The organism is Ruegeria sp. CDSA034, from assembly GCF_059612275.1.
In genome coordinates, this window is record NZ_JBXWQH010000006.1 from 63,796 (window position 1) to 80,219 (window position 16,424).

The following is a 16,424-nucleotide window of genomic DNA, read 5'->3' on the forward strand; positions in this document are numbered from 1 at the left end:
GGGCATGTCGAAGGCAATAGCCTACGGCGCTTACGCACTTTGGACAGCCAGAATAGAACGCTCAAAGAGTGCCTATTTTTCAGCCATCATTAAACCTCGCGCAAACTGGCCTCTACCACAGAGATTGGCTTGAAGCATGCCTACCGCAGAATCAGTGGGACTTTGGCTCAAGAGCGGTAAAGTCAGCTATCGCCTCGCGGCAACCACGTTGCCAAATCGCAGCCAGCCAGGTGGAAAAAGCGTCTGTGAACTGCGCGTCGCGGCCTAAGTCACCAAAATACTGGCTTTGTTCGATCCACAAAATCGGATTGACCTTGGAAGCCAGTGCGGTTTTTTGCAAATGCTCCCAATGGGGATCGTTTGGGGAAATTTCTGAACCATCTTCGCGAATGCCTGCACACATCCGGCACCAGAATGCTTCGGCCAGCGCAAGCCCATTTACGGACGACCCGGACGCAAGTGCATCGCGCAGCGACGGCAGTAAGAAACCCGGGTGTCGTGAAGATCCATCGAACGCCACGCGTCGTGTTGTGTCGTGGATGGTGGTGTTGGAAAATCGCCTCTCAACCAACCCAAGATATTCGGCGGCAGTGGTTCCGGGAACGGCTTCGACCTGAGGCAGAATTTCTTCCGTCTGAACTTTCCTGAAAAACGCCACGATGTCCGGGTCCTGCATGCAGTCTGAAATCGTGGGCACATTCAGAATCTCCCCGACATTTGCGAGCAGTTGGTGGCCGCCGTTCAATATGCGCAGTTTCATCGCTTCATAGCTGTGGACGTCCTGCGTCAGTGTTACTCCAACTTGCTCAAGGGGCGGTCGTTCAGCGCAGAAATTGTCCTCAATCACCCATTGGCGAAAGTTCTCATGCGTGACCGGTGCGCGGTCGTCGACGCCCAGTGCCCGGCATTGCGCTACGACCTCCTCGGTCGTTGCGGGAACAATGCAGTCCACCATCGAGTTCGGAAATGCTCCATTCTGATCGATCCAATCGGCCAGATCCGGGTCGGAAAGACGCGCCAAACCAACAACGCAGGTTCGCAGAATTCCACCGTTGCCCTGAAGATTATCGCAGCTGAGCGCAGTAAAGGGTTTCAAGCCATTTGTACGCCGTTGCCTGAGCGCTGCGACAATAGCACCGAATGCCGTGCGCGGCTGGTTCGGGTTTTCGGCATCGTGCCGAATGTCTGCGTGATCCGTATCGAACGCATCAGTGTTGGCGTCCGGGAAATACCCACCTTCAGTTACAGTCAGCGACACAATTCGTATGGCAGGGTCCGCCATCGTCCGGATAAGCGCAGCATTGTTGTCTTCGATTGGAAGGTAGTCGATCATCGGACCAATCACTTCGGCGGACATTCCTTTTGGGTCCAGTTCGATCAGCGTTGTCAGGCAGTCCTGGGCCAACAGTCGCTCTCGCATGTTTGTGTCATAGCTTCGGACACCTGCCCCGATGATTGCCCAGTCATGGGCTTGGCCCAGCTGCATCAACTGGTGAATATACCAGGCCTGATGTGCGCGATGAAAGTTACCAAGTCCGATATGGACAATGCCCGGTGTCAGGTCAGAGCGCGCATAGGCCGGAGTCCTGACAATCTCTGGCAGGTCTGAAAGACTGTCACGCCGTAGCCGTACCGAAGGTTTTGCATTCGCCACAGGGTCCATCAGCTCATCCAGTTTCCGCCATCGACATTGTAGGTTTGTGCGACGATGTACTTTGCGTCTTCAGAAGCCAGAAATACTGCCATCCCGGTCAGATCTTCGGCCCGACCCATTCGACCATAAGGAACGGCTGCAGCCACTTCGCGTTTCTTCTGGCCCAGTGGTTTGCCTTCGTGCTTCGCAAAAAACGTATCAACACCATCCCAGTGCTCGCCATCGACGACACCAGGTGCAATGGCGTTTACGTTGATCCCATGAGAGATCAGGTTCAGCCCGGCCGATTGGGTCAAGGATATGATCGCGGCTTTGCTGGCACAGTACACGGCAACCAACGGCTCGCCCCTACGCCCTGCCTGCGATGCCATGTTGATGATCCGACCTTTGGTTCCGTGATCAATCATGTGGCGTGCAACGGCCTGCATCGTAAACAGCGCGCCAGCAACATTGATGTCAAAAACGCGATTGTAGTCAGCACGCTCAATTTCAACGATTGGAGCGGCGGAGAAGATGGCCGCGTTGTTGATCAGAATGTCGATTGGGCCAAAATGTTCAGCCGTTCGTGCAACGGCGGCTTCTATGCTTTGTTGGCTGGTCACATCCATCTCGACGGCCAACGCGGCTGCGCCGATCTCAGTTGCTGCCCCCTGCGCACGCTGCCCGTCTATGTCCGCGATGGCGACGCGCGCGCCCTCAGCCACATAAGCCTTGGCAAACGCCAGTCCGATGCCCCGCCCGGCCCCGGTGATCAGGGCAGTTTTTCCGGTCAGACGCGTCATTCGAACCGCAGACCTTTCGCGTCAAACCGGTGGATGGCATCCGAGCGTGGCGTCAGGTGGATACGGTCGCCGTGGCGAAAGCTGACCTCGCCATCTGCTCGGACGGTGATGGTCTCGGCCAACCCTGTTTCGTGGACGTGGAAGAACGTGTCCGAGCCAAGATGCTCAGAGACACTTACGACGCCGGACCAGTCTCCCTCAGATTCAGACACCGCAATGTGTTCAGGGCGAATTCCGATGGTCTGGGCACCGAGCTTTTCTGCTTCGGGGCCTTCGATGAAGTTCATCTTGGGCGAACCGATGAAGCCTGCAACAAACAAGTTGCGCGGCGTTCGGTACAGCTCCAACGGGCTGCCAACCTGTTCGATCACACCTGCCTGAAGCACAACGATCTTGTCGGCCATAGTCATGGCTTCGACCTGATCGTGGGTGACGTAGATCATCGTAGTCGCCAGACGTTCGTGCAGTTCGCTGATTTCCAGCCGCATGCCAACGCGCAAGGCGGCGTCCAGATTCGACAGCGGTTCATCAAACAGGAACGCAGCCGGTTCGCGTACAATGGCCCGACCGATGGCCACCCTTTGACGTTGCCCGCCAGACAGTTGGCCGGGACGACGATCCAGGTAGTCGGTCAGGTTCAGAACGCTCGCCGCACCTTCAACCCGCTTGTCGATCTCAGCCTGATCCAGTTTCGCCATGCGCAGCGGAAATGCGATGTTCTTGCGAACGGTCATGTGCGGATACAAGGCGTAGGATTGGAACACCATCGCCAGCCCGCGTTTGGCAGGCGGCACGTCTGTTGCGTCGGCGCCGTCAATGTCGATGGAGCCAGAGGTCATGTCTTCCAGTCCCGCAATCAGGCGCAGCAAAGTGGACTTGCCGCAACCCGAGGGGCCGACAAATACGGTGAACTCGCCATCTTCGATGGTCAGATCCAGCGGGGGAATGACCTCTACGTCGCCGAAGCTTTTGGTCACGGACTTGAGTTGTATACGTCCCATACGAAGTCTTCCTTATTTCACAGCGCCGAAAGTCAGGCCGCGGACAAGTTGTTTCTGGCTGAACCAGCCAAGGATCAGGATGGGTGCAATCGCCATGGTCGAGGCCGCGCTGAGCTTGGCAAAGAACAAGCCTTCGGGGCTGGAATAGCTGGCGATAAATGCGGTGAGCGGGGCCGCATCGACGGCCGTCAGGTTTAGGGTCCAGAACGCCTCGTTCCAGGCCAGGATGAAGTTCAGTAGAACGGTCGATGCGATGCCGGGGATGGCCATGGGCGTTAGGATATAAAGGATTTCCTCTTTCAGCGTCGCACCGTCCATTCGTGCCGCTTCGAGGATTTCCCCCGGAATTTCGCGGAAATAGGTGTAGAGCATCCAGACGATGATCGGCAGATTGATCAGCATCAGCACCACGACCAGCCCGCCGCGACTGTCCAGCAATCCCAGCTGAATGAACAGCAGGTAAATCGGGTACAGAACACCAACTGCGGGCAACATCTTTGTGGACAGCATCCACAACAGAATGTCCTTGGTGCGTCTGGACGGAACAAACGCCATCGCCCAGGCTGCGGGTATCGCGACGATTACACCCAAAAGTGTTGATCCGCCTGCGATGATGACTGAATTCCACAGGAACCGCATATAGTCAGAGCGTTCCTGCACGATGGCGTAGTTTTCGAGCGTCCAGTCGAAGTTGAGGAAGATCGGTGGGCTTGCAATCGCCTGTGCCTCGGTCTTGAAGCTGGTCAGGATCGTCCAAAGGATCGGGAAAAAGATCAGCAGACCTACGGCCCAGGCAAGGGCGGTGTTTAGTGTTTTGCGTTGTGTCGTGACGGTGCGGGCCATGGTTTTGTCTCCTCACGCGTCCAGGTTTTTGCCAACGATGCGCATCAGGAAGATGGCAACGATATTGGCCAGGATGATTGCATAGACACCACCGGCTGATCCGAGGCCAACGTTCTGGCTTTCCAACACGCGCTGGAAGATCAAGTAGGTAAGTGTACGGGTGCCGAAGGCGCCGCCGGTGGTCACGAAAATCTCGGCGAAGATCGACAGTAGAAAGATCGTCTGAATCAGGATCACAATCGTAATGGCGCGACCAAGATGCGGCAGGATGATGTGATAAAAGCGTTTAAGCACCGGCGCACCGTCCATCTCGGCTGCTTCCAGCTGTTCACTGTCCAGAGACTGGATAGCGGTCAGCAGGATCAGCGTCGCAAAGGGCAGCCACTGCCAGGAAACGATCATAACGATCGAGGTCATCGAAGCCTCGGACAGCCACGAAATCGGCTCGGCCCCGAAAAAGCGCCACAGATGGGCCAGCAAACCGTTCACCGGGTCCATGAACATGTTCTTCCAAACCAGCGCTGATACGGTCGGCATGACAAAGAATGGCGCGATCACAAGGATGCGGACAACGCCCTGCCCCCACATGGGTTGATCCAGCAGCATGGCCAGCAGAATGCCCAGAATGACCGTAATCACCAGCACGCCGCCAACGATTACCAATGTTGCTTGGACCGCGGGCCAGAAGGAACTGGAGGATACGAAACGAACGTAATTGTCGAACCCGACCCAACCTAGATCACCTCCACGCAGCGGCAGATATTTTTTGAAAGAAAAATACAGCGTCATCGTCAGAGGCACGAGCATCCAGCCAAGCAGCAGGACCACTGCTGGTGCCATCATCAGGCGGGCAACTGATCGGGAATGTTGAGTAGCCATTAGGCAAACCCTCTCTGTTCAGGCATAACTCAGCCTGCGAGAAAAACGCGAATTGTGGAAGGGTTGAAACGGGGGGCAGACCTCTGCCCACCCGTTGGGAGGATGCCTCAGTAACCGGCGGCTTCCATTTCTTCGGCTGTGAAAGCCTGCGCTTTGGCAAGTGCCTCCTCAACCGTTTGCTGTCCGGCATATACCGCCGAGAACTCCTGGCTCACCTGTGTGGCGATGCCTGCGAATTCCGGGATTGCGGCGAACTGGATGCCAACGTACGGGACGGGTTTCACCGTCGGGCTGTTCGGATCAGCTGACAGGATTGAGTCCAGTGTCATCTTGGCGAACGGAACCTTTTGGTATTCCGGATTCTCGTACAGAGACGTACGCGCACCCGGGGGAACGTTTGCCCATCCTTCGCTTTCGGCCACTAGCTCAATGTAGTCCTTTGAGGTCGCCCATTCGATGAATTGCTTGGCAGCATCTTCTTGCTGTGTGCCAGCAGGAATAGCCAGTGCCCACGCCCAAAGCCAGTTGGACCGCTTGCCCAATCCTGTGTCAGGTGCCAGCGCAAATCCTACGTGATCCGCGACCGTAGAGTCGTCAGGGTTGGTCACGAAAGACGCCGCAACTGTCGCGTCGATCCACATGCCGCATTTGCCCTGCTGGAACAGCGACAGGTTTTCGTTAAACCCATTGGTGGCATAGCCGGCAGGACCGGATTCGTTCATCATTTCAACGTAGAAATTCAGTGTATCTGCCCACTCGGGCTGATCGAACTGAGGCTTCCATTCTTCGTCGAACCAGCGGGCACCGAATGAATTGGACATCGCAGTGATAAAGGCTCCGCCTTCACCCCAACCAGCCTTGCCGCGAAGGCAGATGCCGTTGATCTCGGCGTCGCGGTCGGTCATCGCGGCGGCGGCCTCTTTGATGAACTGCCAGGTCGGCGCATCAGGCATTTCCATGCCCGCCTTTTCCATAAGGTCAGTGCGGTACATGATCATCGAGCTTTCACCATAAAACGGCGCCGCGAAAAGCGTTCCGTCATGGCTCAACCCACCTGCCATCGCGGGCAGAATGTCACCAACGTCGTATTCTTCGGACAGGCCATCCAGCGGCACCAGCCAGCCATTTGCGCCCCAGATCGGCGTTTCATACATGCCGATTGTCATGATGTCGAACGTACCGCCCTTGGTCGTGATGTCGGTAGTTACGCGCTGACGCAGCACGTTTTCTTCCAACGTCACCCATTCGACGTCAATGCCGGTCGCCTCGGTGAATTTATCAGTATAGCCTTGCATCCGGATCATATCGCCGTTGTTCACGGTCGCTATTGTTAAGGTATCCGCATGAGCTGCTGCCGTCGCGACGAGTGTCATTGCAGTCGCCGCACGAAGTGCGTTTCTCAAATACATCCCTGTCCTCCCTGAGCTTGGATGTCGTACAGAGAACGTAATGTAAAAATTGTCGCGGCGTCAATGAAAACTTTACGCGCGTTAAATTTTAGGATTACGCGGAATCCCTCAAAACCAGCCTTGCAGGGAACAACGTTTCCGACCGTGTTTCAAATTTCCCTCCACTTTCAATGAGTTCGAACAGAGTTTCGACGCTGCGCCCGGCCACATTGTCATAGTCATGCGCAGCCGTGGTCAGAGAGGGGCACGTAAATTTTGCGAAGGGATGATCGTCATTTGAAGCCAGACGCAGCGCGCAATCGTCCCGTCTTCCGACCCGAATCCCTTGTTCGTAGCAAGCCGCCAGAAAACCGATTGCCAGCCGGTCATTGCTGCACAGGACCGAGTTTGTTCGCAGCTCATTTTCCGCCAGAACTTTCAGCGCACCCTTGTGACCGATTTCTTCAAACGCCCAGCCCTTACCGTCGACTCTGATGATATGCGGCTCGAACCCGAGACGCTCCATGACTTCAACATAGGCTTTTCGGCGTTTATTGGCGTTCGGGTTTGCAGGCGTTCGCATTTCGAAGAATGACGGGGGCTCGCCCGTCCGGATCATGTATTCCACGGTTTGCGACACAAAGCTGAAATTGTCCGACCCGATAAACGCGGCACCCAGACCCTCTAGGTTACTGTCGAACAAAACAGTCGGCACATTCGCGCAGAACCTCTCGATCACTGATTGGTCTGAGGTCCGTCCCAATGGCGCCAACAAAACCCCGGCAGGCTTCATGGATTGCAGCCCGTCCAGAATGTCGTTTTCCAGTTTTTGTTCACCATGAGAGCTAAAGAGGGATGGACGATACCCCGCCGCGATACAGCTTTGTTCCAAATAGCGCGCGATTTCGGCAAAGAACGGATCAGCCAGATAGGGCACGACGATGCCGATATTCTTGGTCAGTTTCCGGTTCTGGTTCACCGCATAAATATTGGGGCGATAGTCGAACCGCTCCAGCGCCTCTTCGATACGGGCCCGTGTTGTCGGGCGAACGCTGTCGGGATCGTGAAAGTACTTGGATACCGTAGGCCGCGAGATGCCACTGAGGGCTGCGAACTCTTCCATATTCTTTATTTTGGTCATGTCAGTCTGCCTGCGGATCTGAGCCGCCTTGATCTTATCATATTTTTACATATTCTTTGCGCGCGCTAAAAAATCAATAGCCATGCAAGGTCCGGGCGTTTCTGCGGGCAAGGGGATTGAATGTTTCTCGGGATTGATATCGGAACGTCAGCGGTCAAACTTGTCTGTGCGGATACCGATCGAATTCTTGCAACGTCTTCAATAGACATAAAGACTTCCTCGCCGCAGCCTGGTTGGTCAGAGCAGCACCCGGATATTTGGTGGCAGGCGACGCGCGATGCATTGAGCCAACTTGCAAAACAAGTCACGCTGTCTGAGGTGCAGGCCATCGGGTTGTCCGGTCAGATGCATGGGGCAGTTTTGCTGGATCGCGATCTGCGCCCGATCCGTCCGGCGATCCTGTGGAATGACAGCAGAGCGGTACGTGAATGCGATGAACTGCGCGAAGCCCAGCCGCAGATTGGTCATATCGCTGGCGTCCTCCCTTTGCCGGGTTTCACGGCACCCAAAATCGCCTGGTTGAAACAACATGAGCCGGCACACTATGCCCGACTTGCTCATATCCTGCTGTCCAAAGATTACATCGGGTTATGCCTGCATGGAGAGTTGGCAACCGACACGTCCGATGCAGCCGGTACAATGTGGCTCGATCAGGCATCGCGAAAATGGCATGTCGGAGTTGCCGAAGCCACAGATGTCGCGCCTGATTGGCTGCCGCAGGTTTTCGACGGTCACGTCGTCGTCGGAACCGTGACGGCGCAAGCCGCAGCTGAAACCGGGCTGAAACCCGGCGTGCCCGTCGTTGCCGGAGGCGGAGACGCGGCAACCGGGGCGGTATCTTTGGGCGCCACCGAACCGGGACGTGGGTTCATTTCACTGGGGACGTCCGGCCAGTTGTTCGTGGCGGACCGTCGGTTCAAGCCCAATCCTGAACGCTATGTGCATGCTTTTGCGCACACATTGCCCGACCGTTGGTATCAAATGGCCGCTATGCTGAACGGCGCAAGGCCGATTTCGTGGATTGGTGGTCAATTGGAGCTGTCCGCTGCCGAAGTTGTTGCGCTTGCCGAAACGGTCAGCGGTGATCGCGGGCCGATTTTCCTGCCGTATTTGACGGGTGAACGCAGCCCCCTCGGGGATCCGCATATTCGTGCCTGTTTCTTTGGTCTTGAGGATTCGACAACGCGCGCGGATCTCTGCCGTTCCGTGGTCGAGGCAATTGCTTTTTGTTTTGCCGATGCCGCGCAGAGCTTCGGAGACACTGTAGAAAATCTACCGGAATTAGCGGCCATCGGCGGCGGCAGTCAATCGGACCTCTTGTTGGGCCTGATTGCATCGGTGACAGGAAAGCCGGTGGTACGCTCAGAAGGATCGGATTCTGGCCCCGCCTATGGCGCAGCCCTTTTGGCCGCCTGTGGAGTTGGTACCATTAGTATTGCCGATCTGGCAGTTCAGCCCCAGACAAAAGACAGGTTTGAACCCGCTAGTCCCGGTGCGCTGCACGACAGACTGAGGCTGTTTCGCCGACTCTACACCGCAGTGAAGGTAGTAGACTGACCTATATACAGTCGTTTTCCGTGGCCATGATGCCAAGCAGAACGTTAACTAAGGTTACCGGTCATTCTTTACCGCGGATCATGGAAAGCTCTTGCTTGCAAACCCTAGTTTTGAACACTGCTTTCAAGGCCCAATAGGCACTCGCCACTATCGCAGCATCGGTTCACCAGACCCACCGCTTTAGTCAGGGCAATCCGCACAGCATCTGCTCGGAAAGCCTCCGCCCGTTTCAATTCCCAAGTGCGTGCGCCTTGCTGCAATGAACGCTACCAAAGGAGTGGCATCAAACCGTGAAATGTCCAACGGCAGTTGTTGCGCCCGTAGCGCGCAGGCATCAATCCTACGGCGCATTCAAGGAGAACGCAGAAAGGGCGATATCATCGACGTCTGACACTTACCTTTGTTATCGAAAGTAGGGCGCGCAGACTTTCAATACGTTTGTCAGCAGCACACGGCAAACAGACTTAGACCATCAAGAACGCGTCGTCCTCAAGCCTGGTTACGTTGAATACGACATCCTCAAAGTCGGAATCGCCCCCACCCGTCAAATCCTCGAAACCGATGGTCATTGCCTGGCCGCCCGACACGATACCGGACAGCGCGTGTTGCTGATTGTCACTGTTCAAGGCCGCCTTTTCAGCGTGAAACGTGGTGACGCCAGCAGAGTTCCCATTCACCGTTAAAACGAAATCAAATTCGTCGTCCACGTCTGCCATGCCACCATTGCTGGCAACAAAACCTAGATTGTCGCTGTCTGAAAGGGTCTGGGCCCAATCCGCACTATCCTGAACAATAAAGAACCCAAGACGGTTTCCGTCCGCCAAATTACTTAGCTCTACCGCGCCATTCGCTTCATTGGTGTTTTCAAACAGCAGGCGCACATTCGCAATTTCGCCGTTACTTAGAATATCATAAACGCCAAGGACATTGTTAAAGTCAGCGGTTCCGAGGTTGACCATCTGTATCCGAAAATCGGTCGTGCCATCGCCTTCGAGAAAGGATTTGTTCACAATGCCGTTGATCACGCTGCTATCAACGCGGACCCCAGGCGCAAGGTCAGGCAGAAATTTAGCATAGCTGACCATGGTATTTCCATCCTTGGTGACGGCAAAAAAGTCGCCGCCCGACTGCCCGCCGTCCAGCGAAATCGTCAGATCCGTCCTACCGTCACCATCAACATCGAATTCAACGTTCGAATTTTCAGTCAAGCGAATGTTGGACCGACTAAGCTCGACACCTTCGATGACGAGGGACTTGCCCACTCCAAACCCGCTGATAACACTTTGATCCAATTCTTCCGGCGTCACTCTGAGGGTGTCCGCGTCGCCAAAAGACAGATTCTCTTGCGAGGATGTCGAAACCGGATCTGCCGGTTCGCCCGGATCGGGAACGACCGGTACCGGATCGGCTGGCGTATCAGAACCACCGGCATCCGAACCGGCGCCAGTGTCCAACTGTACACTCGCCGTGGTGCGGGCAAAATTCTGGGTCACAATGACGGCAGGAATGCCACCAAATGTACCAATCTCAATTCCGATACCGATGTAAGCCAAGTTTGGATTTAGAATGTTGGCGCGGTGGTCAGGGCTGTTCATAAGTGCATTGTGCAAATCGACGACATCGTCCGAATATCCCGGCTCACCGCCCTGGCTTTGCCAGGCTATGTTCTCGGCCGTCGCCCATGATCCGGACAATACAAAACCCGCGTCGCGCATGCGCTGGGTAGCCGAGCTTCCACCCTCACCAGTATGAGAGAAATTACCGGATCCCAGCATCCACTGGCTATGCTCTTCAGCCGAAGCGTTCAGGCGGAGTTCAAGTTGAACAGGATCAAGGCCACGCGACGTACGTTCTGCATTGATCAAATTAAGCATTTCACGCTCAAGCGTGCTGGCCTGCGACATCGTCCATCCTCCGATTGTTCGCATGTGTTGCAGTCAAACTTGTTCAGATCAGTGCAAACTGCAGTCCAAAATCGCGTGAAGGCTTTAAACGGCAGAGATTCGCTCGACAAAGTAGTAGGGGCGGCAATATTTTGCGTACGACTCATCCCTAGAAGCAACATCTACCCAAATTTGCATAAACCGCGGCCCACCATAGGCGGCTAAAATAGGTAATCTACGCATTGTGGTTTGGAGTAGTTGGCGATCCCGGAAGGACTCGAACCCTCAACCTGCTGATTAGAAGTCAGCTGCTCTATCCAGTTGAGCTACGGGACCGCTGGGCCCTTCTTGCTGTTTTTACTTCCGGGGTTCAAGAGCCAAGCGCATAAAGGCGCTGTTCGGGTCGTCTTCATATCCAAAAATCGGACCGCAATAGGAATACCCAAGCCGTTCATATAGCTTACGGGCGGCCGCATATTCCGGCAGATGTTCCGCACCTGTTTCCAGAACCAAAGCCGCCACCCCTTGGATGCCAGCCTCATCTGTCAGGTGGTTCATCATCTGACGCGCCAGACCGCGTCCACGCACCTTCGAGATGATGTGAACTGACTTCACCTCGGCCGTTCCGTCCGGCAACGCCTTTAACGCTCCGCAGCCGACGGGTTGTCCGTCCTCAAACATGGCCCAGAACCTGATGCCCTCGGCAGCCAAAGCCTGGGCATCCATTGTATGGTTGCTTTCCGCAGGTCCTGCAGCTTCGCCATGGGCGAAATGCGCCTCGATTAATGGACGCAACGCGTCCGAGGTCGGATCTGCCTCATGGATTTCGATCATTTAGTGGGTCCAGGGCGCGCGCCGATCGGTGGCGAAATTCTCACCATAGCCGCGCGAACGCAGGTTGGGTTTGCGTTTGTGCGGTTCGCTAACCTGGACTTCGATGCCATTGTCTTTGGCATAATCCAGGGCCTCTTCTTTGGTGTCAAACTTCAGGCGCACTTGAGTTTGCGTATCGTCGGAAGATGTCCAGCCCATCAGCGGATCAACCTCACGCGACGACGCGGGCGCGTATTCCAGAACCCACTTGCGGGTCTTGGCCATCCCCGAAGTCATTGCGTTCCTGGCAGGCTTGTAAATCCGTGCGCGCATGTCGCCCCTCCGTCCTCACTTGGCTGAGATTGTTTATGCGTCAGAGTACAGGCTGGGACAAGATGGGAATTGTCGCGGCTGGTCACGCCCTGATGTCAGAAACTGTCATCAGGGCCTTTTATAAATCGTGCAAGGCCATCAAGAGGACACCGACATGATCCACCACAGAAAAAGCCTGGAAATCGACGCCCGGCCCGAATCCCTTTGGGCCATTCTAAGCCGTTTCATGCATATCGACGAATTCGCGCCACAAGTCGCCTCGGTGGATGCGCTGACGACTGGGCAAGACGGCGTCGGGTCGAAACGGCGTTGCCACTTTGAAAACGGCACCTCGCTGGTCGAGGAAGTGACCGATTGGCAAGTCAACAAAGGCTATCGCGTACGCTTGTCAGAGATGCCGGCGATGCCTTTGACCCAAGCACATGCGGCCATCACCATCGAACCCCTCGCGAATGGCCATTCGCGAGTCGTCTGGAGCATGGATTACCAGATGAAATATGGCCCGCTGGGCTGGCTGATGGGTCAAACGCTGATGAAGGCGATGATGGGCCGGGTTCTGGAGAGCAATCTGAAAGCGCTGGCCGACAAGGTGCAATCGGTTCAAATCCCCGACGCACAGTATGCCTATTACTGAAACTGAGTTTCTGAACCGGATCAGGCCTTGCAGTTGGACAAAATAAGAACAAATGTAAGGGCCTGACCCGGAGCCTGCCTATGCCCTATGCCCATTCCGACAAGACACAGCTGACCGCTGATGACGTTCGCGCGCGCCTGAAACTCGAAGGCGGCAAGCAGTTCGTCATGCATACCGAGTTTGCGCCTGCTGGTGATCAGCCAACTGCGATCAAGGAACTGACCAGCGGTATCTTTGACGGCGAAAGAGAACAGGTTCTGCTGGGCGCGACGGGGACCGGTAAGACGTTCACTATGGCCAAAGTGATCGAAGAAACCCAACGCCCTGCGATCATCCTTGCGCCCAACAAGACGCTGGCGGCCCAGCTTTATGGCGAATTCAAAGGCTTCTTCCCGGAAAACTCGGTCGAATACTTCGTCTCCTACTACGACTATTACCAGCCCGAGGCCTATGTCGCGCGGTCGGATACCTATATCGAGAAAGAATCCCAGATCAACGAACAGATCGACCGGATGCGCCACTCGGCCACCCGCGCGCTGCTGGAACGCGATGACGTGATCATCGTGGCCTCGGTCTCGTGCATCTACGGTATCGGCTCGGTCGAAACTTACGGAGCGATGACGCAGGATCTGAAGGTCGGCAACGAATACGACCAGCGTCAGATCATGGCCGATCTGGTCGCCCAGCAATACCGCCGCAATGATCAGGCGTTTCAGCGCGGTTCGTTCCGGGTTCGGGGCGATTCACTGGAAATCTGGCCTGCTCACCTTGAGGACCGGGCGTGGAAGTTTTCGTTCTTTGGTGAGGAGTTGGAAACTATTACCGAATTCGACCCGCTGACCGGCGAACGCGCCGCGTCGATGGATCAGGTGCGGGTCTATGCGAATTCACACTACGTAACACCGAAACCAACGATGCAGCAGGCGATCATCGGCATCAAAAAGGAACTGCGCATCCGGCTGGATCAACTGGTCGGCGAGGGCAAATTGCTGGAAGCGCAGCGCTTGGAACAGCGTACCAATTTCGATCTGGAAATGCTTGAGGCGACGGGCGTGTGCAACGGGATCGAAAACTATTCCCGCTATCTGACCGGCCGCGCACCGGGGGAACCACCCCCGACCCTGTTCGAATTCATCCCCGACAACGCCATCGTCTTCGCCGATGAATCCCATGTCAGCGTGCCGCAGATCGGCGGCATGTACCGGGGCGACTATCGGCGCAAATTCACGCTGGCCGAACACGGGTTCCGCCTGCCGTCCTGCATGGACAACCGCCCCCTGAAGTTCGAGGAATGGGACGCCATGCGCCCGCAATCCGTCTTTGTCTCGGCGACGCCTGCGAAGTGGGAGATCGAACAGACCGGCGGTGTCTTCACCGAACAGGTGATCCGCCCCACCGGGCTCTTGGACCCCGAGGTCGAAATCCGCCCTGTCGGCATGCAGGTCGACGATCTGCTGGACGAGGTGCGCAAGGTCGCCGCCGATGGCTATCGCACGCTGGTCACCACCCTGACCAAACGCATGGCCGAGGATCTGACCGAATACATGCACGAACAGGGCATCAAGGTCCGCTACATGCACTCGGATATCGACACGCTGGAACGTATCGAAATCCTGCGCGACCTGCGTCTGGGGGCGTTCGACGTGCTGATCGGCATCAACCTGCTGCGCGAGGGGCTCGATATCCCCGAATGCGGGCTGGTCGCCATTCTGGACGCGGACAAGGAAGGCTTCCTGCGATCCGAAACCTCACTGGTTCAAACCATCGGTCGCGCCGCGCGGAACGCCGATGGCCGTGTGATCATGTATGCCGACAAGGTCACCGGCAGTATGGAGCGCGCCCTGAACGAAACCAACCGCCGCCGCGCAAGACAGATCGCCTATAACGAGGAAAACGGCATCACGCCTGCGACGGTGAAAAAGAATGTCGAGGACGTTCTGGCCGGTCTCTATCAGGGCGACGTCGACATGAACCGCGTCACCGCCACCATCGACAAACCGATGCACGGCGCCAACCTCGAGGCCCATCTGGACGGTCTGCGCGACAAGATGCGCAAGGCCGCAGAGAACCTGGAATTCGAAGAGGCCGCCAATATCCGGGATGAGATCAAACGTCTGGAAGCGGTCGACCTCGCCATCGCCGACGACCCCATGGCGCGGCAATGGGCGGTCGAGAAAGCCTCGGAGGATGCGGTGAAATCGCGCGGGCGCTCAACTGCTGGCAGGCCGGGACAAAGGGGCGGGAATGTGAAGAGAAGGAAGCGGAATTAGCGGCCGAAGAAAATAGGAATCCCTTGGGATTCAGCCTCAAGTCACCTGGCTTGAGCTTTTAGGCTATTATAATAAAAGCCCGGCCAAAGGCATTCAACGGTTGCTATGCGACATCCGCCGGATGGGTGTAGAAAGTCTTGGATTGCGGGCGACAGGGCAGAGTAAAGGGATTTGAATGGGTAGTTTTCGTCAGGAGCTAAACAAAGTACTCCGCTCTCGTGATTACCAATTGATCAAGTTGGATAGGAAGCTTTCTGTATCTTTAGCCGCTGCTGATGAGCTCGAAACTTACCGTTCGAGAAATGACTGGTATAGGTCTTGCGAACGCTTGGTGCTGACCTCGCTTAAGGGGCTCACTCTGAGCGTGCTGGAGGAATGCGGCAGTCACGGAATTGACGCAAAGGACTGGACCTCTGGGGTTGAAGACGAACTACGGTTCTGGTGGGATAATATGTCCGAGAACCTAACCGGCTCCGACCGCGAGCGGTACCGTAAAGCGTTTCTGTTGGAATTCCCATTTCAATACGAAGATGTATTGCCAAAGAACGCCGACGGCCAATTCGAAATTCTGGATATTGGTTGCGCTCTCAAACCTGCGATTGGTCGACTTCACGGCGATAAAAAATTGAACGTTATGGCCGTGGACCCGCTGGCACGGGCTTATAATGTTCTGATGGACCTCTATGGTATTGAACGCGGGTATGATCTTGTTTTTGGTGTAGCTGAGAAAACAGCTGAATTGTTTGGGGAAGAGCGGTTCGATTTCATACTTGCGCAAAACTCAATTGACCACGGTTTCGCTCCAGTGCAGGCATTCGAACAGATTTGCAGTGCTCTGAAGGCCGGTGGCACAGCGTGTTTCCAGCATTTTATAAATGAAGCGGTGGCACAAGACTATTTGGGTTTTCACCAGTGGAACATCGAAAAACACGATGCTTCCAAGCTTCGAGTGTGGAACAGAGAAACCAGCCAAGTTGTAGATTTTGGTGCTTTCGGTTGCGAGGCCATCGTGGACGAATTCAGCCATGACCGATCGGAAACGAAGGATGCGACGGGAATCAACGTACGTGTAACAAAGGAACTCAAGCGAACCTGAGTTTTGACGCAATGGGGTAAAACGCCATCCTACCCCAAACCCCGCCCGTCTCTTTTTGGGCGCCCATCCGTAACCTCTCCAAGAATCGACGCGGTTTGCTCACATTGGTATCGCTGATGCCCAACGTCCCACACTTCAAACTTGCAGCCC

14 protein-coding genes and 1 tRNA gene are annotated in these 16,424 nt (G+C 55.7%); 4 read left to right on the forward strand and 11 right to left on the reverse strand.

All coding sequences use genetic code 11. The features are described 5' to 3' along the window. Window positions 1-151: 151 nt before the first annotated feature. The 7 genes from AC2FLJ_RS12140 to AC2FLJ_RS12170 all read right to left on the reverse strand — a co-directional run bounded on the left by AC2FLJ_RS12140 (window position 152) and on the right by AC2FLJ_RS12170 (window position 7,688). Entirely contained in the window at window positions 152-1,663 is a 1,512-nt protein-coding gene (locus tag AC2FLJ_RS12140) for a mannitol dehydrogenase family protein (protein ID WP_496706004.1), read from the reverse strand. Then, window positions 1,663-2,436 (reverse strand): L-iditol 2-dehydrogenase, encoded by a 774-nt coding sequence (locus AC2FLJ_RS12145; RefSeq protein ID WP_496706006.1) that lies wholly within the window; start codon window positions 2,434-2,436, stop codon window positions 1,663-1,665. The genes AC2FLJ_RS12140 and AC2FLJ_RS12145 overlap by 1 nt, the downstream gene beginning before the upstream one ends. Beyond that, complete coding sequence (locus AC2FLJ_RS12150; protein WP_108859808.1) at window positions 2,433-3,437, reverse strand: ABC transporter ATP-binding protein; 1,005 nt, start codon at window positions 3,435-3,437, stop codon at window positions 2,433-2,435. The genes AC2FLJ_RS12145 and AC2FLJ_RS12150 overlap by 4 nt, the downstream gene beginning before the upstream one ends. A 12-nt stretch (window positions 3,438-3,449) precedes the next feature. After that, entirely contained in the window at window positions 3,450-4,280 is an 831-nt protein-coding gene (locus tag AC2FLJ_RS12155; protein ID WP_109310934.1) for a carbohydrate ABC transporter permease, read from the reverse strand. Window positions 4,281-4,292: 12 nt separating this feature from the next. Beyond that, window positions 4,293-5,159 carry a carbohydrate ABC transporter permease gene (locus AC2FLJ_RS12160; protein WP_109310933.1) on the reverse strand — a complete coding sequence of 289 codons (867 nt, stop codon included), beginning with the start codon at window positions 5,157-5,159 and terminating at the stop codon, window positions 4,293-4,295. Between the two features lie 107 nt (window positions 5,160-5,266). Further along, window positions 5,267-6,568, reverse strand: coding sequence for an ABC transporter substrate-binding protein (locus tag AC2FLJ_RS12165; RefSeq protein ID WP_282120191.1), 1,302 nt, complete (start codon window positions 6,566-6,568; stop codon window positions 5,267-5,269). Between the two features lie 94 nt (window positions 6,569-6,662). Beyond that, the gene (locus AC2FLJ_RS12170; protein WP_282120190.1) at window positions 6,663-7,688 is read right to left on the reverse strand and encodes a LacI family DNA-binding transcriptional regulator; all 1,026 of its coding nucleotides are present in this window, start codon (window positions 7,686-7,688) and stop codon (window positions 6,663-6,665) included. A 120-nt stretch (window positions 7,689-7,808) separates the two neighbouring features. Between AC2FLJ_RS12170 and xylB the strand changes: the two genes are divergently transcribed. Then, entirely contained in the window at window positions 7,809-9,245 is a 1,437-nt protein-coding gene (gene xylB, locus AC2FLJ_RS12175) for a xylulokinase (protein WP_496698895.1), read from the forward strand. 464 nt (window positions 9,246-9,709) lie between these two features. On the opposite strand, the gene AC2FLJ_RS12180 is transcribed toward xylB, so the two are convergent. The 4 genes from AC2FLJ_RS12180 to AC2FLJ_RS12195 form a co-directional block, all read right to left on the reverse strand. Continuing rightward, entirely contained in the window at window positions 9,710-11,149 is a 1,440-nt protein-coding gene (locus tag AC2FLJ_RS12180; protein ID WP_496706010.1) for a CAP domain-containing protein, read from the reverse strand. Between the two features lie 238 nt (window positions 11,150-11,387). Beyond that, a tRNA-Arg gene (locus tag AC2FLJ_RS12185) sits at window positions 11,388-11,464 on the reverse strand. A 21-nt stretch (window positions 11,465-11,485) separates the two neighbouring features. Next, complete coding sequence (locus AC2FLJ_RS12190) at window positions 11,486-11,962, reverse strand: GNAT family N-acetyltransferase (RefSeq protein ID WP_282120187.1); 477 nt, start codon at window positions 11,960-11,962, stop codon at window positions 11,486-11,488. Continuing rightward, entirely contained in the window at window positions 11,963-12,274 is a 312-nt protein-coding gene (locus AC2FLJ_RS12195) for an ETC complex I subunit (RefSeq protein ID WP_109312827.1), read from the reverse strand. Window positions 12,275-12,428: 154 nt separating this feature from the next. Between AC2FLJ_RS12195 and AC2FLJ_RS12200 the strand changes: the two genes are divergently transcribed. The 3 genes from AC2FLJ_RS12200 to AC2FLJ_RS12210 all read left to right on the forward strand — a co-directional run bounded on the left by AC2FLJ_RS12200 (window position 12,429) and on the right by AC2FLJ_RS12210 (window position 16,274). Then, window positions 12,429-12,908: an SRPBCC family protein gene (locus AC2FLJ_RS12200; protein WP_108860189.1), complete on the forward strand. Its 480-nt coding sequence runs from the start codon at window positions 12,429-12,431 to the stop codon at window positions 12,906-12,908. 80 nt (window positions 12,909-12,988) lie between these two features. Next, window positions 12,989-15,178, forward strand: a complete 2,190-nt coding sequence (uvrB, locus tag AC2FLJ_RS12205) for an excinuclease ABC subunit UvrB (RefSeq protein ID WP_496706012.1) — start codon at window positions 12,989-12,991, stop codon at window positions 15,176-15,178. A gap of 175 nt (window positions 15,179-15,353) precedes the next feature. Beyond that, window positions 15,354-16,274, forward strand: a complete 921-nt coding sequence (locus tag AC2FLJ_RS12210) for a methyltransferase domain-containing protein (protein WP_496706014.1) — start codon at window positions 15,354-15,356, stop codon at window positions 16,272-16,274. The last annotated feature ends 150 nt before the right edge of the window (window positions 16,275-16,424 follow it).

What these genes read in the sequence shown, in the direction of transcription:
- AC2FLJ_RS12140 (WP_496706004.1), bottom strand. Translation starts at nt 1,663, where the DNA reads ATGGACCCTGTGGCGAATGCAAAACCTTCGGTACGGCTACGGCGTGAC.
- AC2FLJ_RS12145 (WP_496706006.1), bottom strand. Translation starts at nt 2,436, where the DNA reads ATGACGCGTCTGACCGGAAAAACTGCCCTGATCACCGGGGCCGGGCGG.
- AC2FLJ_RS12150 (WP_108859808.1), bottom strand. Translation starts at nt 3,437, where the DNA reads ATGGGACGTATACAACTCAAGTCCGTGACCAAAAGCTTCGGCGACGTA.
- AC2FLJ_RS12155 (WP_109310934.1), bottom strand. Translation starts at nt 4,280, where the DNA reads ATGGCCCGCACCGTCACGACACAACGCAAAACACTAAACACCGCCCTT.
- AC2FLJ_RS12160 (WP_109310933.1), bottom strand. Translation starts at nt 5,159, where the DNA reads ATGGCTACTCAACATTCCCGATCAGTTGCCCGCCTGATGATGGCACCA.
- AC2FLJ_RS12165 (WP_282120191.1), bottom strand. Translation starts at nt 6,568, where the DNA reads ATGTATTTGAGAAACGCACTTCGTGCGGCGACTGCAATGACACTCGTC.
- AC2FLJ_RS12170 (WP_282120190.1), bottom strand. Translation starts at nt 7,688, where the DNA reads ATGACCAAAATAAAGAATATGGAAGAGTTCGCAGCCCTCAGTGGCATC.
- xylB (WP_496698895.1), top strand. Translation starts at nt 7,809, where the DNA reads ATGTTTCTCGGGATTGATATCGGAACGTCAGCGGTCAAACTTGTCTGT.
- AC2FLJ_RS12180 (WP_496706010.1), bottom strand. Translation starts at nt 11,149, where the DNA reads ATGTCGCAGGCCAGCACGCTTGAGCGTGAAATGCTTAATTTGATCAAT.
- AC2FLJ_RS12190 (WP_282120187.1), bottom strand. Translation starts at nt 11,962, where the DNA reads ATGATCGAAATCCATGAGGCAGATCCGACCTCGGACGCGTTGCGTCCA.
- AC2FLJ_RS12195 (WP_109312827.1), bottom strand. Translation starts at nt 12,274, where the DNA reads ATGCGCGCACGGATTTACAAGCCTGCCAGGAACGCAATGACTTCGGGG.
- AC2FLJ_RS12200 (WP_108860189.1), top strand. Translation starts at nt 12,429, where the DNA reads ATGATCCACCACAGAAAAAGCCTGGAAATCGACGCCCGGCCCGAATCC.
- uvrB (WP_496706012.1), top strand. Translation starts at nt 12,989, where the DNA reads ATGCCCTATGCCCATTCCGACAAGACACAGCTGACCGCTGATGACGTT.
- AC2FLJ_RS12210 (WP_496706014.1), top strand. Translation starts at nt 15,354, where the DNA reads ATGGGTAGTTTTCGTCAGGAGCTAAACAAAGTACTCCGCTCTCGTGAT.